Origin of the sequence: Acinetobacter sp. WA-87 (genome assembly GCF_039938935.1) — a bacterium.
Lineage (GTDB): Bacteria > Pseudomonadota > Gammaproteobacteria > Pseudomonadales > Moraxellaceae > Acinetobacter > Acinetobacter seifertii.
Window position 1 is genome coordinate 565,382 of the sequence record NZ_JBDUVF010000001.1, and the last position, 20,427, is coordinate 585,808.

The window sequence follows — 20,427 nt, forward strand, 5'->3', positions numbered from 1 at the left end:
TTAAAATAGAATTACATCAAATCATTTCACATTATGGTTTATAAGTATTTATAGACTTTTAAACAATTATAAATTAGACCAGTTAAACCCGAAAAATAACCATTTACAGCAGCATTCTTTAAATTACGCATGCAGAACCGTTTTGGCTATGTAACAATACTCTCTAAACTAATTATATAAGTCTTCACATGGCATTGATTATTGGAATTGACCCAGGTTCACGCTTAACAGGTTATGGAATCATTGAAAAAGATGGTAGTAAACTGCGTTTTGTCGATGCTGGTACAATCCGAACTGAAACTCAAGAAATGCCAGAGCGCTTAAAGCGTATTTTCGCTGGCGTTGAGCGAATTGTGAAATTTCACGGCCCTACTGAAGCTGCGGTTGAACAAGTTTTTATGGCTCAAAACCCAGACTCTGCCTTAAAACTAGGACAAGCCCGTGGTGCTGCCATAGCTGCTTTGGTTAATTTAGATTTACAAGTTGCAGAATATACTGCCCGTCAAATCAAACAATCTGTAGTCGGTTATGGCGCTGCCGATAAAGAACAAGTACAAATGATGGTTATGCGTTTACTCAATCTAACCATTAAACCGCAATCCGATGCAGCCGATGCCCTTGCAGCAGCGATTTGCCATGCTCATGCATCGGGAAGTATGAGTAAACTTTCGGTCTTAAATGCTTTAGGTGGTATGGCACGTGGACGAAGTCGCTCGAGTAGCCGTAGACGTTAAAGCTTTATTGATTCACGACTTGAGTAATTGCCTGATTCATTTCATAAGCCTGTAAACCACGCATGCCCTGTTTTGCAAGTTCATCACCTGCCTGAGCATGCAAAGTCACTATCTCATGTAATGCAATATCTTTGTGGAACTGAGCTTTTAAACTCGCGATCATACCTGCCAATATATCTCCCATACCACCAGTACCCATACCTGCATTACCTTGCGTACAAATGTACAAGTTATTCTCTAAAATTAAGCTACCAGCACCTTTAAGCACCCATTGCCCACTATATTTTTGCTGCAACGTATAAATTGCATCAATTCGGTCATTTTCAATTTCCGCTGTAGAAGAACCCAGTAAGGTAGCAGCTTCTCCCGGATGAGGCGTCGCATAAACATGCAGACCCAATTTCTCAGGCTGCTTGGCAAGGAACCATAAAGCATCTGCATCTAATACAACTTCCAAGTGTGAAGCCTGATTTAAGAAATTAAACCATTGTTGATAAATTTGCTGTGACCAGTCATCACGGCCTAATCCCATCCCAAAACATACTGCATCAACTTGAGATAAAATATCTTTGATGCCATTTTCATCAAGTCCATTAATATCACGAAGCATAATATTAGGTGCTCGTGACAAAATAGCCTGATGATGGTTGCGATGACAAATCACTGTCACTTTACCTGCACCTGCATGAAACGCAGCTTCCGCAGCCATAATGACAGCTCCACCCATTTGCTCATGCCCACCAATCACCAAAACATGCCCGTAACTTCCTTTATGCCCAAAAGCCAAACGTTTAGGAAGTCTGATATGTGTTGGTGTCAAATAAGCTAAAGGTTTCAGCTCTTGGTCTATTGGAATTAAATTAACTAAATGAATTTGTCCCGTGTACTCTTTACCTTGACCAGTAAACAGTCCTGCCTTAAGACCTAAAACAGTAAATGTATGATCTGCCTTTACAGCTGAAGGTAAAATACACCCTGTATTTGCTTGCAAACCACTTGGTATATCAATCGAGATTTTTAAGCCAGCCTGCTCATTAAATTGTTGAATAGCATGTTGCCAATAATCATTTAACTCTCGGTTTAAACCAATCCCAAATAGTGCATCAATATGGCAATCAAAGGTTTTACTCACCTCAAAATCTTGGTGAACCTGAACATTATTTTCTTTCGCAAAATCGACAGCATATTGTAAATCAGTTGAGTCGCCCAACTCAGCCGCAAATATCTCTACATGAAATCCAGTTTGTTTTAAATAACTTGCTATAAAATAGCCATCACCTGCGTTATTACCCTGTCCGCACCAGACCGCAATATTCTTAGTAGCATGATTTTCAAAAAGCACGATGAGCTGTTGACTGATTGACCAAGCTGCCTGCTGCATTAAGCCTAATGATGAGTTTTGCGCAGCAAACCAGCGCTGCTCCCATGCTCGAATATCATCGCTATGGTAAACTACGGCCTGCATATTATTATCCTCTTGCATTTTGGTTTATGACATCTTCCGACACATCACGCATTGCAGTGCAACAAATTGATCCTTATGAACTAAAAGCATGGATCAAAGCTCAAGCATTAGACTTGGGTTTTGCTGATTGTGTCATTGCAAAACCAGATGCTCAAGAGCAAATGCCACGTTTTTTAGAGTATCTTGAACGTGGTTATCATGCAGATATGACTTATTTAGAAGAAAATCTAGAAAAGCGAGCTGATCCGACCTTATTAGTTCCGGGTACAAAAAGTATTATTTGCGTACGTATGAATTATCTTGTGGAATCGCCAAAGCCACGATATGTACCGTTTGAACCGAACTCAGCCATTATCGCCCGATATGCACGTGGCCGTGATTACCATAAGGTGATGCGTGGTAGATTGAAAACTTTAGCAACACGAATTCGTGAAAAAGTAGGAGATTTTGAGTCACGCCCTTTTGCTGACTCGGCACCTATATTTGAAAAATCACTGGCTGAAAGTGCTGGAATGGGCTGGACAGGTAAACATACTTTGCTCATTCATAAAAAGTCGGGTTCATTTTTCGTTCTAGGAGAGCTATTTACATCACTCGACCTACCTTTTGATGAACCAGCAACAGCACATTGTGGTTCTTGTAGCGCGTGTATCGACATTTGCCCAACGCAAGCGATTGTCGAACCTTATATGCTAGATGCTAGACGCTGTATTGCATACCTAACTATCGAATATAAAGGAATTATTGCTGAAGAGCTGCGTGCAGGTATTGGTAACCGAATTTTTGGTTGTGATGACTGTCAGTTAATCTGCCCTTGGAATAGCTTTGCAAAAAAAGCTTCAATTACCGATTTCAACCCTAGACATGGTTTAGATAATATTAGTCTGCTCGATATTTGGCAGTGGGATGAAGCTACTTTTTTAGCCAATACCGAAGGTAGTCCAATACGCCGGACAGGTTATCAATCATTCAAACGCAATATCGCTATTGGAATGGGTAATGCGCCATATTCAAAAGAAATTGTAGATCAGCTACACAAAGGCAAAAATCTACATGACGAAATCGTTAATGTGCATATTGATTGGGCAATTGAGCAGCAACTTAATCAACTTCAGCGATCAAATTAAAAAAATGATGTTTTTTGCCCTATAGCTTTAATACGAATTCTGTATGATTATGTACAGTGAATTAATGCCATCATCATGGATATGACAATGACTCTACGTAATGATTGGAATCGTGAAGAAATCCAAGCTTTATATGAACAACCTTTTTTGGATTTAGTTTTCAAGGCTCAACAAGTACACCGCGAGCACTTCACTGCCAATACAATTCAGGTCAGTACCCTGTTATCTATTAAAACGGGTAAATGTCCTGAAGATTGCAAATACTGCTCACAATCGGCACATTACGAATCAAAACTAGAAGCAGAAAAGCGTATTGCTGTAGAAAAAGTAATTAGTGAAGCGAAAGCTGCAAAAGATTCAGGTTCTTCACGTTTTTGTATGGGTGCTGCTTGGCGTAACCCACATGAACGCGATATGCCTTATGTTTTAGAAATGGTACGCGAAGTTAAAGCATTGGGTATGGAAACCTGTATGACTTTAGGTATGCTTAATCAATCTCAAGCTGAGCGCCTAAAAGTTGCTGGTTTAGATTATTACAACCATAACTTAGATACCTCTCGTGAATACTATTCTCACATTATCAGTACTCGTACTTTTGATGATCGTTTGAATACACTTGATTATGTTCGTCAAGCTGGTATGAAAGTTTGTAGTGGCGGTATTGTGGGTTTAGGTGAAAGTCGTGAAGATCGTATTGGTCTATTGCATGAACTAGCTACTCTACCGATTCATCCTGAATCTGTGCCAATTAACATGCTTGTTCCAATCGAAGGAACACCTTTAGCTGATGTTGAAAAGCTTGATGTAATTGAATGGATCCGTACTATTGCGGTTGCACGTATCATTATGCCACATAGTTATATCCGTCTCTCTGCAGGCCGTGAATCTTTAAGTGATTCAGATCAAGCTTTAGCATTTATGGCAGGTGCGAACTCTCTGTTCTCGGGTGATAAATTGCTTACCACTCCAAATGCTGGTGAAGGTAAAGACCAAGCATTATTTAACAAACTTGGTTTAACTGCTGAAAAGCCAAAACCAACTGTTGCTGATCTATCAGTAGATGCGATGAGTGCTTAATAGCATCAAGAATTTAAAAGCCCTGATCATTCAGGGCTTTTTTTATATAGATGTTACTAGTATTCCATAAGTCGCATTCAGAAAAGTTCCAACTCGAATAATATCCCTACCTGCTGCATGTGTAACCGATAACTCTTGGCTCAGCACATCAAAGTGGAAAGTTTCAAAAACATCTTGGTGATGCATGAGCCAAGTCACTGTATCTGCTACGTTCTCATCCGCAATATAAGTTAAGGCTTTAAAGTCTTTACTCATAAATCACTCTTAAAAATAAATATTTATGAATTCTATATGAGTTAACTCCACCTTAAAAGAGAGTCTAAGCAGCTTTAGGATTCACAAGCGAATGTCCCGATAACAAACTTGCTAAAGCCTGAGGAGAAAACTCCAAAGATAGCACATGATTCTTAAGATTGATTGAATGCTTACTAATCAATGGAAGTAAGCCTTCTTCAGTTTCAAACACGTATTCATCCGCAATATTTAGAATACCCTCAAGATTCGTTGTACTAGATGCTAAATCATGACTAAAGATGTCATAAATTGTTTGTAAATTAAACGTCGTATTCTGTTCTGTGGGATGTTTAAGTAAATAGTCCTTTAAAAATAAGACTAATTTATGGGCAAAGAAAAAATAATTTGGTTTATAACTGTATTTCATGCTGTTCATGGAAATAAACTCCAGACGACCTTTTATTGAATCACAACTAAAACACTAGGAATTAAACCTTAAAAAATTCTTAAAAAAACAAATATCTTCATACAACACAAACAAATTATTTTTATTAATAAAAAACAAGCACTTAACAAAATATTTTATATTATTTTCTAAAGAAAAACTTAAATATCTTAAATTCAACAACTTAAATGAAAATTATTATCAATTTTATTTTAACAAAATAAAATTTAATTATTTTACCATCTGGTATAAATTAAATTTTAAAACTAAATTTCACATAAAAAACAACCAATCAAAATACATAAAAATATAATGTAATTCTTGTTTTTTACTTGAAAGGTGCTATATTTCCACGGCGTTACTTGATCAGAATAAAAGCACTGAAGAGTAATAAATCTACTTTATAAAATATTCTGGGGAATTTATGAAAAAGCTTATTTTTATAGCAGCAACTTCTATTTTTAATATTGCCACTGCACAGGCTGCTGATGGCACAATTACTATTAATGGTTTAGTAACCGATAATACTTGTACAATCGATACAGGTGATAAAAATCTAACCGTAAATTTACCTACAGTATCATCTCAATCTTTAAAAAATGTTGGTGATATTGCTGGACGTACTCCCTTCCAAATCAATTTAACGAATTGCGCTTCAGCTGGTAAAGTTGCAACTTATTTTGAACCTGGTGCAACAGTCGATTTTAATAGTGGACGCTTATTAAACCAAGCAACAACTGGTGCGGCTACTAATGTCAATATTCAGTTATTAGGAAGTAATAATGCAGTAATTCCTGTACTTGCTAAAGGTGCTTCAGGTGCACAAGATAACTCACAGTGGGTAGATGTTTCAGCTGGTGGTAACGCTGACCTTAATTACTATGCTGAATATTATGCGACAGGTGTATCGACTGCTGGTACCGTAACTTCACAAGTTAAATACACCATTATTTATCAATAAACTAAAAATCAGCTTCTATTATCAAATAGAAGCTATATCTCATCTATTGTTTATTATATTGAGAATATGACTCATGCTTTTTAGTGGTCGTAAATTTTTGTGGGGAATGATTTGTCTTCAAGCCGCTATTGCTATTACAGCACATGCTGAAGTAGTACTACATGGCACGCGTGTAGTATATCCATCGGATGCTCGAGAAGTTAGCTTACAGCTAAGCAATAACGGAACAACACCTTCACTGATTCAAGCTTGGATTGATGATGGAAATCCAAAATCCACGCCAGATGAGTCAAATGTACCTTTCATTATTACGCCTCCTATTTCAAGAGTCGAACCGTCTAAAGGGCAAACTTTAAGAATTACGGCATTACCTAATGCATCTCAATTAAATCAAAATAAGGAAAGTATATTTTGGCTTAATGTATTAGATATTCCCCCAAGACCAGAAGGGAAAAAACAAGAAAATAGTGAAATATTAACTAATAATTTCCTTCAATTGGCCATACGCTCTCGAATTAAATTCTTTTATCGACCTGTAAATTTAAAAGACAGTATTGATACAGTGGGTGAAAAAATTCAATGGATAAAAAATGAAGATAATTTGCTTATTAAAAACCCAACACCTTTTCACGTTACATTAAGTTCCATTTTTCAAGAAGTAAATCATCAAAAAATAGATTTGTTAAAGCAAGGTTTAATGCTTTCCCCTTTTTCAGAAGATCACATAAAACTTAAAAATAGCAATATAACAAATATGCGTTTTGTTTACATAAATGATTACGGTGGTCGAGTTGAACAAGTAATCAAGTTCTAATTTTATTTACCATTTTTAAATTTAAACACCTATCCATGAATAGGCATAAAGATGATGTCAGAGTGGTTCATACCCCATATTTGCTTTAAAAAGCGAAGTACATATTATTTAGTGTTAAGCATCGCGATTAATATGCCTTTAGCTGTATATGCTTCTGATAATATGAATAGCGAAAATGTGTTAAAAGCTGACTTTGATACTAATTTTTTAGTAGGAAATGCGCAAAAAATTGATATTGGTCGATTTAAATACGGTAACCCTATTTTACCTGGCGAATATAGTCTTGATGTATATATTAATGGACAATGGTTCGGTAAACGAAAGTTTCTCTTTAAGACCATAAATTCCAATGAAAATGCAAAAACCTGTTTTACGGCAGATATGCTTTTAGAATATGGGGTTAAATCAGAAATTCTTGATAGAGAAGCAAATAATTTACCTATTTGTAATGATTTAGAAAAATGGATTAAAGATGCCTTTTATCAATTTGATACGGCTCGTCTTAGGCTTGATATTTCAATCCCACAGGTCGCTTTGCAGAAAAATGCTCAAGGATATGTCGATCCACGCTTATGGGATCGTGGCATAAACGCCGCTTTTTTTTCATACAACGCCTCTGCTTATCGCATTGTAAATAATGATCATGAAACAAATCATGCTTTTATGAGTACAAATGTTGGGATAAATTTGTACGACTGGCAATTACGCCACACTGGACAATGGAAATGGCAAGACCATAATGAAATACAAAATAAGAATTCTTCTTATACATCAAATAATACCTACGCCCAAAAAGCCTTTCCTCAATTAAATAGCGTCGTAACTGTAGGAGATTATTTTACAAATAGTAATTTTCTTGAGGCTCTTCCTTATCGGGGTATTAACCTATCAAGTGATGACCGCATGCTTCCGAACGGTATGCTTGGATATGCTCCTCAAATTCGAGGTTATGCAAAAACCAATGCAAAAGTAGAGGTACGCCAACAGGGAAATTTAATTTATCAAACTACCGTTACTCCGGGAAGTTTTGAAATCAACGATCTTTATCCCACAGGTTTTGGTGGTGAACTCCAAGTTTCTGTACACGAAACAAATGGAGAGATTCAAAAGTTCTCCATTCCCTATGCATCTGTAGTAGAAATGCTTCGTCCTAAAATGAGTCGATATTCTTTTACCTTAGGGCAGTTTAGGGATGCGAATATCGATTTAAAACCGTGGTTGATACAAGGTAAATACCAAAGAGGTATAAACAACTATTTAACAAGCTATGCAGGTTTTCAATCTGCTGAACATTATCAGTCATTTTTAATAGGTAGCGCTTTTGCGACACCAATTGGTGCAATTGCATTTGATGTAACTCAATCAAAAGCTGATTTTGACCAAAGTCCTACCCTCAAAGGGCAAAGTTACCGTCTAAGTTACAATCGATTATTTACCCCAACTCGCACTAACCTAACTGTAGCAACATACAGATATTCAACAGAAAATTATTTAAAGTTAAGAGATTCAATATTAATCCAAGATTTACAACAACGAAATATAGATAGTTTTTCAGTAGGGAAACAAAAAAGTGAATTTCAGATCACATTAAACCAAGGTCTTCCGAACCAATGGGGTAATTTTTACTTAGTGGGTTCTTGGATTAATTACTGGAATCAACCTAATCGTAATCAACAATTTCAATTTGGATACAGTAATCAGTTTAAAGATTTAACTTACAGTATTTCTGCAGTTAGGCATGAACTTGACTTAGAAAAACAAGATTCAGGACATGAGACACAATATTTATTGTCATTATCCTTTCCGCTCAAATTTAAGAAGAATACGGTTAATTTTAATAGCTCTATTTCAGAAGATAGTAAAACTTTAGGAATGAGTGGTTATATCGGCAACCGCTTCGACTATGGTTCATCAGTTACCTATCAAGATCAAGCTCAGACAAGCATAAATATTAATGGCAACTATCGTACTAACTACACCACCGTAGGGGCTTCTTATAGTCAATCCGATACATATCAACAAGAAATGATCAATTTAAATGGAAACATTGTTGCCCACTCTCAAGGTATTTTATTTGGACCTGATCAGGCCCAAACGATGGTATTGGTCTATGCTCCTGAGGCTACTGGTGCACGAGTAGGTAATACAACAGGTTTAAGTATTAATAAGCAAGGATATGCTGTTATTCCCTATGTTACGCCTTATCGCTTAAATGATATTAGTTTAGATCCTCAAGGTATGCCTTCAAATGTGGAGCTTTCAGAAACAAGTCATCGTATAGCCCCTTATGCTGGGTCCATCACTAAGGTAAATTTCTCGACAAAAACTGGATATGCACTTTTCATTAATACCCAAACTTCAACGGGTACTCATCTTCCTTTTGCAGCACAAGTTTTTAACCAAAACAAAGAATTAGTTGGGATGGTCGCCCAAGGTAGTCGAATTTATTTACGTACACCTCTAACCCACGATCATTTGTATGTGAGGTGGGGTGAAAGGAATAATGAGGAATGTCAACTTGAATATGACATTCAATCAAAAATCTCTCAGGAAAAACAATCAATTATTATGACAGAGGCAATCTGTAAATGAAAAAAGTACTAATGAAAAGTGGCTTATTAGTAACTAGTCTATTTATTTATAACCAAGCTTATGCAAACTGCACTTTAAGCAAAGGTTTTACTACAGTAGATATTCCAATAACAATTGGTACGATTATCGTTCGTCCGACTGATCCAATAGGCACAGTTCTACAAAAAAATACTTTTACGATTTCGCCAAATAATTCTACGGCAACATGTAACCGTCCAGATGACCAAATTACAGCAGCATTACCCCTAAATTATCCAATTAGCTCAATAGGCAATAATGTATATGCTACAAACATTCCGGGTATAGGCATTCGAATTTATCGTGAAGTAACAGACTCTTCAAACGCTTCCGGCTATTACCCTTATAAACTTACATTGACGCCTCACACAACATACACGCTTTCACCAGGCTACATTGTTCTGGAAGTTATTAAAACTGCTGCCACTACAGGTTCCGGTGCATTGGTGACAGGTCGATATAGTACCTACTATGTGGCAGGACAACAAAACCGTCCGTTCTTAACAACCACAGTACTAGGTAGCTCCCCTATTCTAATTGCATCATCATCTTGTGAAATTCAAAATGGTCCAGATACTATTGTGCAACTTCCCACAGTAACAAAATCAGGTTTTAGAGCTATTGGTTCAACGCAAGGTGAAAAAAACTTTAACCTATCTATTCTTTGTAATGGAGGCGAGAATAACTCAGGAGTACCTACCAGCAATTCATTGAGCTTAAGCTTTGACTATAATTCGGATAGCTCAAATAATCAGGTTATTAATAATAGTGCTGCTGATTCAACAAAAGCGAACGGCGTTGGTGTAGAGCTTTTATGGAATATGAATGGTGCGAACAGCCCTATTCAAAAAGGGAATCCGCTAGATATTGGTACTGTAAGTTCTAATCAAACTGTAGAATATGATGTGCCTTTAACAGCACGTTACTATCAAACAGCAACTACTGTTACAGCGGGTGAAGTCAAAGCTAATGCCACTGTAACCATTCAATATGATTAGCAGTAAACTTATACAAAACTGAGTTTTATTACGTCTCTATTTGTAGTGTGAATAAAGCTATATAAACTATTATTTTTAATTAACACTAAATAAAAAGGATTTTAAATAATGACGATTTTTAAATTTTACTAACTAATAAATTAAAAAAATGCTCACAAGCGAATAAAGCCAATGAGCATTAGTGATAACCACTTAACCTGAAATACAAATTATGGGAAATAGATCACAATTTGCATCACTATAATTCCAAAATTTAACTTAAATATCAAGTCTTTTTTTTAACAAAGGTTTGATAAACACACCTAACTAGTTAATTTCAAATACAATTAAATTAAAAATAAAATTCAATATCACTATTCTACAGACTTTCTAAAGAATTACCATTCTATTAATTAAGAAAATTTGAAATTTACAAAGATTAATGTTCAATATAGCTAAAAAATCTATTACATCGTCTTTTTTAATGTTGAATGTCATTTCACTGTATTTAAAGTATAAAAATTATAAAGTTTTACACAACCTATAAGAAAAAAAACATAAAAAAATCTTTAAATATTCTTCAATTACAGTCTAACTTCAAGTGTTTACAACAAAACAGCATGCTCATTTTTTGGAAAATATTTTGTATTTTATTATTAAGCTTAGGGGCTTCGGCAATTTGTTTTGGTATTAGCAATCTAGATTTTTTCTTGTTTTTTATTGGTTTACTTTTTCTACTATGTTTTTTTCTAGCTTTAAAACAAGGGCGAGAAGATGCAGGTCACTTCCCTGAATAGTTTAAGTAACGTGGCAACCAGAAGCGCTAAAACATTAATTTTAACTCTGATCGGGACCAATCTAATTTACGTAGAGGAATAAAAGTGAGCTTTGGAAGATCTGTCAAATTGAAGGAGCTGCTGAACTACAGCAGCTTTTAAATTGATTAATATAAACTCATTTTTAATTAACGAAATCTAGACTTTAAAAGACTCAAAACAACTCACAAGAAAATCAATTGCTACTCGCACAGCTGGGCTGTGCCTTAAATCCTCATGAGTCACCAACCAGATTTCTGCACTCATCGGCTGGTCATCTGAAAGTTTCTCTAAGTTACCAAGACCACCTAAAAAATCAGGCAAAACAGCTAAACCCACTTCCCCACATGCGGCTCTCCATTGCAACTCAGGATGATTAGTAATCATAATCGGCTCTTTATTATTTAATCTTTCTTTTAATTTTTGTTGTTTTTGTCCATGTACACCACCGACCTCCACGCTAATCCATTCATAATTTTCTTCACTCGTAACAGCTAAGTAATTTGGAGCAGCATATATTCCAAAAGGGATTTCTCCAACTTTACGAGCAACTAAATAATCATCTTTAGGTCGTCCAAATCGCACAGCTATATCCGCTTCGCTATGCAGCAAAGATACATAGTGAACATCACCAAGTACACGTAATTTTAACTGCGGATAATGGCGATAAAACTTTCCAAGCTGAGGCATGATGAGGTGAGCAGCAGTTAACGGAGGCATACTAATAGAAACAGTACCTGTAACTTCCTGCTGTCCAGCCTGAGCAAGTCTCTCAATAGAAAAAGTTTCTTCCATCATACGAGCTACAACTTTAGCAAGCCGCTCTCCATCTGAAGTAAGTACGTATGTACGTGGCCTACGATCAACTAGCTTTAATTTTAAGTTCTGCTCTAACTGTGCGATTCTTCTTGCAACAGTAGCATGGTCGACTCCCAACTTTCTTGCGGCAGCTGAAAGTGATTTCTCTTCTGAAAAAACTGAAAAGTAATGTAAATTTTCCCAATCAATCATTGTGCAAATTTTCACATCAAAGATGAATTAATATGGAATTGTACACCTTTAAGTGATTACTCAGAATAGAGACATTCTTTTTCGGAGTCCCATCATGAATAAAACAATGGTTTATGCCTATACAGGCGTTGTAATCACAATGCTGTTTTGGGGCTCAGCATTTAATGCAATGTCTTATATCATCCAACATATGCCTCCACTTTCAGCAGCAGCTGAGCGCTTTACACTTGCAAGCCTTGGGCTATTTATTATTTTTTCGGCTACGGGTAAATTGCGTTGGGATGCTTTGCGGCAGAATTTACTTATCTATCTGCTTATTGGAATTATAGGTATTGCTGGTTTTAATATAGGCTGTTTCTACGGTTTACAAACAACATCGGCAGTCAATGGTGCTTTAATCATGGCAACTACTCCACTGATTACTCTATTGTTAGCAATTTTGCTTGATGGAGAAAAATTAACACTTGCTAAATCTATTGGTGTTGTATTTGGTTTAAGTGGAGTGCTTTTTGTTATTAGTCATGGTCATCTATCAACGCTACTTCATTTAAAAATAGCAATCGGTGACTTATTTATCTTACTCGGTGGTATCAGTTTTTGTTTAGCCAATGTGTTATCACGTCGCTATGTAAAAAATGCTACACCTCTAGAAACTACAACTTTTTCTATGTTGTTCGGTGCTTTGACTTTAATCACATTAAGCCTAATTTTCGAACATCCAATCAAAGCAGTAGTTATGGCACCTATTACTGCACACTTGGCAATGGGTTACGTCATTATTTGCTCTACCATGATTGCTTATTTATTTTGGTTTAATGGCATTCAAAAACTAGGCGCAGGCCGAGCATCAATCTTTTTTAACTTTGTTCCAGTTTTTAGTATGTTGGTGGCACTATTGGCTGATCAGGCACTTAACATCTGGCAGCTTATAGGGACTGCTTTAGTCATGCTCGGTGTGCTAAGCAGTGGTGGGTTTATTCAAATTAAACGTCCGACACTTATGGCTAAACCTTGTACGAAATAGTAGTCACACAAATTCATCTTAATTATTGCGTTGTAACAAAGATTGTATGTTTCTTTAAAACTTAACAAATGGCTGCCATATATAGTTTTAAAAATACAACAAGGAGAAATTAAGATGAATTTGGATTTTACAACAATCGAAAAACAGGCCAAATTACTAAAAGAAGAGCAAGAGAAACTAGAACAGCAAGATCATGATTTTCAATTAGCCTTAGACAAGCACAGAGAATCGTTAAAAGATTTATTTAAAGAACTGTTTCACGATCGTGAAATTAAAACAGAAAAAGGAGGCCAATTTTGTGCTGTATTTGGTGACTTTAAAATCTCTTTACTCATTGAGACTGCCAAGTTTGAAAATGGTGTACCCGTTAAATTAAACTCTGTAAATCCTATCATTGTTAAATTTAAAAAAGACAAACCTGTTGCGAAAGCCCAATTTTCCGATGCAACTCAATATCTCGATAGTGCTTTTGAAACACCGCATTATCAATACTATTATAAGCATGATGATAAAACTCAATTAGTTCAATTTTCAGAACTACCTGAATTTTTTCAGACCATTCTTGATGCTGAAGTCTGACTATCTGCCCTCATTGGAGGGCTTTTTTTATGAAATTAACTTTTTGATTAAACATTTTCATACTTATAAAAATGATTATAGCCCCGTTGAATTTTCCATCGTATTTAAACTTATAGACTTAAAAATTTTATAAGAGTGATTTCACTGACCCATTGCTTCTTTTTAGAATTACTTGTATATACATGTTTGTATTTGTTTGTACAAAATAGACTCAAATAAAAGAAAAGCTCTTAAAGGATAAGGAGAGTGTTATATGGATTCAGCAACAGGAACATCTAAAAATGGGTTTGTTGAAAACCGCAGTATTGACTTTATTCCTGAAAATGAAAGACACGGCAGTATATTCGCCCAATTTACCCTTTGGTTTGGTGCTAATTTACAGATTACAGCGATTGTCACGGGTGCTTTAGCCATCGTATTAGGCGGTGATGTGTTTTGGTCAATCATTGGATTATTTATTGGACAATGCTTTGGTGCAGCTGTTATGGCTTTGCATGCAGCTCAGGGACCAAAACTTGGCCTTCCCCAAATGATTTCGAGTCGGGTGCAATTTGGAGTCTATGGCGCATGTATTCCTATTATTCTGGTTTGCCTGATGTATATTGGCTTTACCGCAACTGGTGAAGTACTCGCAGGCAAAGCACTTGCACACCTTACACAAGTCAGTAATACAACAGGTATTTTAATTTATGCTTGTTTCATTATTGTATTTGCAACGATTGGCTATCGGTTGATTCATTGGGTAGGAAAAGTAGCAAGCATTATCGGTTTAATTGCTTTTGTTATTATTCTTACTCAAATTTTGGCCCTCTCGAATTTTTCAGAATTGCTTGCTGTACGCCACTTTAGCTGGTCATCATTTCTATTAGCAGTTTCTCTTTCGGCTTCTTGGCAAATTTCATTCGGGCCTTATGTTGCCGACTACTCGCGTTATTTACCTACAAAAACATCTTCAACTCGGGTATTTTGGGCAGTTGGTCTTGGCTCTTTGATCGGCTCACAAATTTCCATGACACTTGGTGTATTAATTGCTCAAGTCTCAAATGGTGGTTTTGTTGGTAATGAAGTTCAGTATGTTGTAGGTATGAATCCCATCGCTCTCATCATTACTTTCTTATATTTTAGTATTGCTTTTGGAAAGGTCACTTTATCGACACTCAATGCTTATGGCAGTTTTATGTGTATAGCGACCATTTGGAATAGCTTTAAACCAACTGGACAAATTTCAAAACTAACCCGACTTATCATTGTTCTTGCAATGGTTTTAATCTCGACGTTCATTGCAGTTGTAGGTGAACATACCTTCTTAAGTGCATTCAAAGCTTTTATTTTATTTCTTCTGACATTCTTCATTCCTTGGAGTGCAATTAATTTAGTTGATTATTATTTTATTTCTAAAGAAGAATGTGATGTAGACGCACTATATGACCCGAATGGAAAATATGGCCGCTGGAACACCATTGGCATTAGTTGCTATTTTCTTGGAATATTACTTCAGCTTCCCTTTATTGACAGTAAATTCTACAAAGGACAAATTGCTGAGATGTTAGGTGGTATTGATTTATCATGGTTAGTTGGATTGTTATCGACTGCAATTTTATATTATGTGCTAGCAAAAAGAGCTCAAATAAAAGTTTCAAAAAATCTTGAGCTCGAACAAATCAAATAATTTCAGATGAGATATCAAAGTTAATAGATCAATACTTTGATATCTCTTTGAAATTTTGTCTATTCTTGAATAGGCTTAGTCTGTGCAGAAGCAGGTAATCCGAATAATTTATCGAACGTCCAGTTAAATATAAATGTATAAATTGGAATGATGATAATAAAGGCAACATCTAGCCAGAATGCTGCAACGAGAGAAATATCCATCCACCATGCAATAAGCGGAATTAAGAATATCACTAAAGTAATTTGAAATCCGATCGCGTGTACGATTCTACGTTTAACAGTACGTGACTTACTGTCTTGCCGAGCTTCCCACTTTTCGTAAAGAATGTTGTAAATAAAGTTCCATGTTACCGCGATGGTCGTAATCATCACTGAAAGTGGGCCAGTATGCTCTACACTGTCTCCAGCCAAAAGTGCTAAACCTACCGATGAAATTACCATTCCAATAACTTCATATGAAGAAACATAAACAATACGACGCTTTAAACCTTGCATAACCAATCAACTTTTCTAACTTCCTTTTATTTTAGTTTCAGTTAAAATCACAATTAAAGTTAACAGCTTTCAGTTGTACTGATATCAAAATGAATTTTAATAGCGAAAATATCGAGCTTTTCTTAACTGTGTTAGATACCGGATCTTTTTCTGCTGCGGCCCGTAAATTAAGTCGAGTACCGTCAGCAGTGAGTATGGCTATTGCCAATATCGAAGCGGAGCTTGGTTATCATCTATTTGAACGTACTCACCGTAAAGTGATTCCTACTTCTGCGGCTTTAGCATTAGAACCTCAAGCACGAATTATTGCTGAACAACTTAGATTATTAGGTACTCATGCGTATGAGCTCTCTCTAGGACTAGAAAGTAAACTGAAAATTGGTGTTATTTCAGATGCCAACACCGATTTACTTCTTAAAGCGATAAAACAATTGGCTGATAAATTTCCGTTACTCAATATAGAAATTATTACAGCTCCACAAGACGATATACTCAATTTGCTCTATACAGAAAATATTAGTCTTTGCCTTGCAGGCTCAGATCTCAATATAAAAATGCGTGAAAGCTTACAATTAGTTATGAATGAAACTTTAGTCGCCACAATTTCTGTTGATCATCCATTTTTAAAACAAAAGAACAAGCTCATTTCTATTGAAGAATTAATTAATGTCCGACAAATTGTGGTCGCAAGTACTGAATTAAATATGCAGGACTCACGTTCAATCGTTGGAGCAATGTATTGGAAAACCAATAATTTACAAACCGCTATTAATATGGTTGAGGCAGGTTTAGGCTGGGGAAATTTTCCTTTATCTTTAGTAAAAGAAAAAATTGAACAGGAGCATTTAGTTCAATTAGATTTTAAAAATACAAAAAATCATTTGCCGCTCTCTATTTATCTCATTTGGCTCCAAGATAAACCCTTATCAAAAGCTGCAAGAGAACTGGTTCAAACTATTCAATCAAGCCTATCTAAGCTTACCCATTAAAAAAAGCAAAAAGCCTATTCATAGTGAATAGGCTTCTTACTGTATTTCAGGACTAAGCAATATTAATAATTATGAGAAAATACTCTGGTACTGTATAAATTCCAAGTGATTTAGTCAAGTATAAAATTCATCAATTACAAATAGTTGTGAAAAATGTGAAGAAATATTCATTCTGCGTTTTACAGACAAAACTTAGACTTATTTGATAAGGGGTGTCGGTTCTGTTTTTTTATTTTTAAGAATAAAAGTTCTTAGGAATTGATGTTCATTAATGCAATAAGTTCATCTCTATATGAACTTAAAACGATTTGTTCAATTTTATTCATTTTATGACGCATATCTTGATCATGAACAACATGGTCAGATTCTAATATTATTTTCTTTTTATTTGTGTTTTTTATAAATATAGGTTCATTAATTAAATTACTTGCAATAAAATTAAATGTTCTACGTAAATCTTGGAAAGTAAAAGAAATATTACTTTGTTCATTTATCTTTTTTCGGAATTTAGAAATATTAACAATATGACCAGTTTTAGATTTAGCAGATGGGAAAACCCACTCTCCCTCCATTTGAATTTTACGTTTTTTCATTAAAAGCCATAGAAAATCACCCATATAAAGTTTATAACTCTCATTATTATAAGTATTTATAAAAGAAAGTGTTCCTTGGTGTAAATCTAGATCTTCCCAACGCAAACACTCACACTCATTTCTAAGAAGTCCAGTTAGGACAAGCGTGAATAAAAAATCTTTATTTGTTTCATTCTCCTTCTCCCTATTTTTATATTCAACTATTGTATGAACCCATTTTTTTAAATTATCTATATCAATATAATCATTTCGAGCTGGAATTTCTCGCCATACTTCTCTTGAATTCAGCAAAGCAATCGGGTTCATGATTGGGATTGTTATTTGCGCATTTTTATAATATTTTACTGAAAAATGATAAATAGCTCGCAGAACACGCATAGACAAATTGGCTTTTGCATAACTATTTTTAGATAGCTGAGTATACTTATCTATAACCATTTGCTCATTAATATAAATTAATTTAAGTTCCTTCCAGTCTATTAAGTATTTTTCTATAACTTCTTTATAATCAGCAAGTGTTCTTTCTTTCAATTTATGATGATCGATATAGGCTTGGAAAGACTCTGCTAGAGTGGGCTGATAATATTCCTTATTTAAATTATTTTTTAATATTTCATCATTTTTAATACAAGCAAGATTGGTATCAGATAAATCTTTTAACTTTTGCCGTGCAAGTATACGCGCCTCTTCAAGAGTAATTTTTTCATAGTCAGCTATTTTGCAACGTATAGATTTACCCTTTATTTTCTTCTCAATAATATATGTTTTATAAGAATTATTCACACGAATAGCAAAGCCGATAATCTCACTGTCGCGATAAATTGCTGGAATGAGTTTAAGTTGATCAATAAATGACTTAGTTAGCTTTACTCGTGAAGTGCTCATAAGCTAAAATCCGTATCGCTTGTGATAATTAACAATATATCAAAATATTTTTCGGGTCTACTGCATATCTAGTTTTGAAAAATACTTGTGTTTAATCAAAAAATTGATTAGTATTGCAGGCACTGAAAAGCCTTGAGAATAAAAGCTTTTCTTTTTTATAGGGCCTATAGCTCAGTTGGTTAGAGCAGCGGACTCATAATCCGTTGGTCCCGTGTTCAAGTCACGGTGGGCCCACCAAATTCGAACCTCATAATCTTTTAGGTTATGAGGTTTTTTAACGTCTTCTCTTTTCAGAACATCTGATCTTTATATCTTTTCAGTGGTTCATAATTTTAATAATCCGTTGGTTTATAGGTCAAACTTCAAACTATTTAATTTTTTAAATATCTTGTCTTTCTTATCAGTATTAAATATCTGTCCTATCATTCAATACCTCATAACTAAAAAAGAAAGTAAAACGATCTATCTTCGGAAAATTTAAAATTTCAGCTACTTCCCCCTTTTCCTATTAGTACAAGCGGTTTCATAATGTTTTCTTGAACTGTGCATGATAGACAATAAAAGTATTTATATTCATCTCCCTATGAATGTTCTCAACTTCCTACTAATAACACGTCAGACTGTAGTTAAAAATTTTCACTTATGACAATTACCCATCATGAGTACGCTAGTCTATTTCATTATTTAATAAAGCCATACTTTGTAGCTTAAAACAAAAAATATTTGTTTTTAAAGAATTTTTCTTAGTTCCGAATATAAATGATTGTGAAAAAACAACAGTGAAAATTAAATAATTAAATCATTACACCTTCTTATCATCGTTAAAAAGTTCAACTGATTGAACTTGCCCCTTTCAAAACTCAAAAACATCATTTTTTGCTTAAAAACCGTAAAAAATTACAGTTATTTCCTTTCAAAAAAACCATTAAATTTTGATCAAAGAATAAGCAGATGTATTGATATCACGGAATCTTATAAATGCATCTACCTACAAGAAATCATTCCATGCCGGAGTGACTGTGGATTCCAGAAACCATAAAAAATAAATGGGGCGAATTTCGGAAAAGCCAGATGAGTACGAAGATTTAAAAGGAAGTATTAAAATGAGCAAATGTCAATGTGAAAAAGACGTGATCCCTGACTACACAAAAGTCGGATTTGAAAATCAACCTGCAAACGCTAATTTAGCAAGTGACAATAATAACTTAACAGCTGAAAATAATATAACTGTAGAAGGCCTCAAAAGCCAATTAGATTCAGCTGGAGTTCAAGCATTAAACCTTCAAGCTTGTGTTTCAGCTTCTTATGATCCAAAAACAAACAAAATATGCTTCAACTTTCCAATCATTGGGCAAATTTGCTTCCCATCTCCTATTAGTATTCCAATTGGCGCCACACTAAAAGTCTGTGGTGATGTTTGTACAACATGGGGTATCCCTAAAGGTTTAAAAATTACACTCTATCTTAACAACAATCCTGTTTGGTCTGGTGTTGTTTGGGGTTCTTGTTAAATCTAACCAATCACATCAATCTGCTGCACTATAATTTTATAGTGCAGCAGATTCATACTTTTTGTCATCTACACGAATTTTCATATTTAAGGGCAATCAAAATAAATGCATCATTTATAATTAAAAGACAGGAGCTTTTACTTCTTATTCATGATTAGCTTTTGTTCGTAGGTAAAAACTTAGCTTTAATTAAAGATTAAATATAATGTATAATTAATATACAATTTAAAACCTATTATATTATTAATGGTGAATTGGTTAGACCGAAGTCAAAGCAGCAAGGACCACTCATGCAGTTTATTTATCAACCAATTAATACCAATAATTTGCAGTTATAAAAATCCTATCAAGGGACTTGACCATAAAAATCAAATACTTTTAATAAAATTTTATGCATTAAGGACAAGGGG

Annotated in this window: 18 protein-coding genes and 1 tRNA gene; 13 read left to right on the forward strand and 6 right to left on the reverse strand. The window is 34.9% G+C overall.

Features of this window, described 5'->3' with window-relative positions; translation table 11 throughout:
• Positions 1 to 188 precede the first annotated feature (188 nt).
• The gene (gene ruvC, locus ABFY81_RS02745) at positions 189 to 734 is read left to right on the forward strand and encodes a crossover junction endodeoxyribonuclease RuvC (protein ID WP_002121356.1); all 546 of its coding nucleotides are present in this window, start codon (positions 189 to 191) and stop codon (positions 732 to 734) included.
• A 4-nt stretch (positions 735 to 738) separates the two neighbouring features.
• Here ruvC and ABFY81_RS02750 read toward each other — a convergent pair whose 3' ends face one another.
• Complete coding sequence (locus tag ABFY81_RS02750; protein WP_347912971.1) at positions 739 to 2,199, reverse strand: NAD(P)H-hydrate dehydratase; 1,461 nt, start codon at positions 2,197 to 2,199, stop codon at positions 739 to 741.
• 26 nt (positions 2,200 to 2,225) lie between these two features.
• On the opposite strand from ABFY81_RS02750, the gene queG reads away from it, so the two are divergent.
• Positions 2,226 to 3,326 carry a tRNA epoxyqueuosine(34) reductase QueG gene (gene queG / locus ABFY81_RS02755; protein ID WP_198071170.1) on the forward strand — a complete coding sequence of 367 codons (1,101 nt, stop codon included), beginning with the start codon at positions 2,226 to 2,228 and terminating at the stop codon, positions 3,324 to 3,326.
• An 87-nt stretch (positions 3,327 to 3,413) separates the two neighbouring features.
• Positions 3,414 to 4,403 (forward strand): biotin synthase BioB, encoded by a 990-nt coding sequence (bioB, locus tag ABFY81_RS02760; protein ID WP_004702085.1) that lies wholly within the window; start codon positions 3,414 to 3,416, stop codon positions 4,401 to 4,403.
• 42 nt (positions 4,404 to 4,445) lie between these two features.
• On the opposite strand, the gene ABFY81_RS02765 is transcribed toward bioB, so the two are convergent.
• The gene (locus ABFY81_RS02765) at positions 4,446 to 4,658 is read right to left on the reverse strand and encodes a hypothetical protein (protein WP_004702086.1); all 213 of its coding nucleotides are present in this window, start codon (positions 4,656 to 4,658) and stop codon (positions 4,446 to 4,448) included.
• Positions 4,659 to 4,722: 64 nt separating this feature from the next.
• On the reverse strand, positions 4,723 to 5,073 hold the full coding sequence (locus ABFY81_RS02770; protein WP_004702088.1) for a hypothetical protein: 351 nt from the start codon (positions 5,071 to 5,073) through the stop codon (positions 4,723 to 4,725).
• A 433-nt stretch (positions 5,074 to 5,506) separates the two neighbouring features.
• On the opposite strand from ABFY81_RS02770, the gene ABFY81_RS02775 reads away from it, so the two are divergent.
• From ABFY81_RS02775 to ABFY81_RS02790, 4 genes are all read left to right on the forward strand, one after another.
• On the forward strand, positions 5,507 to 6,043 hold the full coding sequence (locus ABFY81_RS02775; RefSeq protein ID WP_004702089.1) for a fimbrial protein: 537 nt from the start codon (positions 5,507 to 5,509) through the stop codon (positions 6,041 to 6,043).
• Between the two features lie 73 nt (positions 6,044 to 6,116).
• Positions 6,117 to 6,857 carry a fimbria/pilus periplasmic chaperone gene (locus ABFY81_RS02780; protein ID WP_347912972.1) on the forward strand — a complete coding sequence of 247 codons (741 nt, stop codon included), beginning with the start codon at positions 6,117 to 6,119 and terminating at the stop codon, positions 6,855 to 6,857.
• A gap of 54 nt (positions 6,858 to 6,911) precedes the next feature.
• Positions 6,912 to 9,449, forward strand: a complete 2,538-nt coding sequence (locus tag ABFY81_RS02785) for a fimbria/pilus outer membrane usher protein (protein WP_347913412.1) — start codon at positions 6,912 to 6,914, stop codon at positions 9,447 to 9,449.
• Entirely contained in the window at positions 9,446 to 10,465 is a 1,020-nt protein-coding gene (locus tag ABFY81_RS02790) for a fimbrial protein (protein ID WP_347912973.1), read from the forward strand. Before ABFY81_RS02785 ends, ABFY81_RS02790 begins: the two co-directional genes overlap by 4 nt.
• 953 nt (positions 10,466 to 11,418) lie before the next feature.
• On the opposite strand, the gene ABFY81_RS02795 is transcribed toward ABFY81_RS02790, so the two are convergent.
• The gene (locus tag ABFY81_RS02795; protein WP_068934200.1) at positions 11,419 to 12,270 is read right to left on the reverse strand and encodes a LysR family transcriptional regulator; all 852 of its coding nucleotides are present in this window, start codon (positions 12,268 to 12,270) and stop codon (positions 11,419 to 11,421) included.
• 94 nt (positions 12,271 to 12,364) lie between these two features.
• Between ABFY81_RS02795 and ABFY81_RS02800 the strand changes: the two genes are divergently transcribed.
• From ABFY81_RS02800 to ABFY81_RS02810, 3 genes are all read left to right on the forward strand, one after another.
• Complete coding sequence (locus ABFY81_RS02800; RefSeq protein WP_347912974.1) at positions 12,365 to 13,294, forward strand: DMT family transporter; 930 nt, start codon at positions 12,365 to 12,367, stop codon at positions 13,292 to 13,294.
• Between the two features lie 114 nt (positions 13,295 to 13,408).
• Positions 13,409 to 13,873, forward strand: a complete 465-nt coding sequence (locus ABFY81_RS02805) for a hypothetical protein (RefSeq protein WP_004702108.1) — start codon at positions 13,409 to 13,411, stop codon at positions 13,871 to 13,873.
• A 253-nt stretch (positions 13,874 to 14,126) separates the two neighbouring features.
• Entirely contained in the window at positions 14,127 to 15,542 is a 1,416-nt protein-coding gene (locus ABFY81_RS02810; RefSeq protein ID WP_347912975.1) for a cytosine permease, read from the forward strand.
• A 59-nt stretch (positions 15,543 to 15,601) separates the two neighbouring features.
• Here the strand turns inward: ABFY81_RS02810 and ABFY81_RS02815 are convergent, their stop codons facing one another.
• Positions 15,602 to 16,039: a PACE efflux transporter gene (locus ABFY81_RS02815; protein ID WP_288420955.1), complete on the reverse strand. Its 438-nt coding sequence runs from the start codon at positions 16,037 to 16,039 to the stop codon at positions 15,602 to 15,604.
• Between the two features lie 89 nt (positions 16,040 to 16,128).
• On the opposite strand from ABFY81_RS02815, the gene ABFY81_RS02820 reads away from it, so the two are divergent.
• Entirely contained in the window at positions 16,129 to 17,028 is a 900-nt protein-coding gene (locus ABFY81_RS02820) for a LysR family transcriptional regulator (protein ID WP_347912976.1), read from the forward strand.
• 251 nt (positions 17,029 to 17,279) lie between these two features.
• On the opposite strand, the gene ABFY81_RS02825 is transcribed toward ABFY81_RS02820, so the two are convergent.
• The gene (locus tag ABFY81_RS02825) at positions 17,280 to 18,506 is read right to left on the reverse strand and encodes an integrase family protein (RefSeq protein WP_347912977.1); all 1,227 of its coding nucleotides are present in this window, start codon (positions 18,504 to 18,506) and stop codon (positions 17,280 to 17,282) included.
• A gap of 160 nt (positions 18,507 to 18,666) precedes the next feature.
• Here ABFY81_RS02825 and ABFY81_RS02830 point away from each other — a divergent pair.
• Together ABFY81_RS02830 and ABFY81_RS02835 are read left to right on the forward strand one after the other, a co-directional pair.
• Positions 18,667 to 18,743: transfer RNA gene (locus tag ABFY81_RS02830), tRNA-Ile, on the forward strand.
• Between the two features lie 866 nt (positions 18,744 to 19,609).
• Positions 19,610 to 20,017: a hypothetical protein gene (locus ABFY81_RS02835; RefSeq protein WP_031944963.1), complete on the forward strand. Its 408-nt coding sequence runs from the start codon at positions 19,610 to 19,612 to the stop codon at positions 20,015 to 20,017.
• Positions 20,018 to 20,427 lie beyond the last annotated feature (410 nt).

Bases quoted from the DNA above. Each gene is read 5' to 3' on its own strand.
- ABFY81_RS02775 (WP_004702089.1), top strand. From the start codon at position 5,507: ATGAAAAAGCTTATTTTTATAGCAGCAACTTCTATTTTTAATATTGCC.
- ABFY81_RS02790 (WP_347912973.1), top strand. From the start codon at position 9,446: ATGAAAAAAGTACTAATGAAAAGTGGCTTATTAGTAACTAGTCTATTT.
- ABFY81_RS02815 (WP_288420955.1), bottom strand. From the start codon at position 16,039: ATGCAAGGTTTAAAGCGTCGTATTGTTTATGTTTCTTCATATGAAGTT.
- ruvC (WP_002121356.1), top strand. From the start codon at position 189: ATGGCATTGATTATTGGAATTGACCCAGGTTCACGCTTAACAGGTTAT.
- ABFY81_RS02780 (WP_347912972.1), top strand. From the start codon at position 6,117: ATGCTTTTTAGTGGTCGTAAATTTTTGTGGGGAATGATTTGTCTTCAA.
- ABFY81_RS02820 (WP_347912976.1), top strand. From the start codon at position 16,129: ATGAATTTTAATAGCGAAAATATCGAGCTTTTCTTAACTGTGTTAGAT.
- ABFY81_RS02765 (WP_004702086.1), bottom strand. From the start codon at position 4,658: ATGAGTAAAGACTTTAAAGCCTTAACTTATATTGCGGATGAGAACGTA.
- ABFY81_RS02795 (WP_068934200.1), bottom strand. From the start codon at position 12,270: ATGATTGATTGGGAAAATTTACATTACTTTTCAGTTTTTTCAGAAGAG.
- ABFY81_RS02750 (WP_347912971.1), bottom strand. From the start codon at position 2,199: ATGCAGGCCGTAGTTTACCATAGCGATGATATTCGAGCATGGGAGCAG.
- ABFY81_RS02785 (WP_347913412.1), top strand. From the start codon at position 6,912: ATGTCAGAGTGGTTCATACCCCATATTTGCTTTAAAAAGCGAAGTACA.
- queG (WP_198071170.1), top strand. From the start codon at position 2,226: ATGACATCTTCCGACACATCACGCATTGCAGTGCAACAAATTGATCCT.
- bioB (WP_004702085.1), top strand. From the start codon at position 3,414: ATGACTCTACGTAATGATTGGAATCGTGAAGAAATCCAAGCTTTATAT.
- ABFY81_RS02835 (WP_031944963.1), top strand. From the start codon at position 19,610: ATGAGCAAATGTCAATGTGAAAAAGACGTGATCCCTGACTACACAAAA.
- ABFY81_RS02825 (WP_347912977.1), bottom strand. From the start codon at position 18,506: ATGAGCACTTCACGAGTAAAGCTAACTAAGTCATTTATTGATCAACTT.
- ABFY81_RS02800 (WP_347912974.1), top strand. From the start codon at position 12,365: ATGAATAAAACAATGGTTTATGCCTATACAGGCGTTGTAATCACAATG.
- ABFY81_RS02810 (WP_347912975.1), top strand. From the start codon at position 14,127: ATGGATTCAGCAACAGGAACATCTAAAAATGGGTTTGTTGAAAACCGC.
- ABFY81_RS02770 (WP_004702088.1), bottom strand. From the start codon at position 5,073: ATGAACAGCATGAAATACAGTTATAAACCAAATTATTTTTTCTTTGCC.
- ABFY81_RS02805 (WP_004702108.1), top strand. From the start codon at position 13,409: ATGAATTTGGATTTTACAACAATCGAAAAACAGGCCAAATTACTAAAA.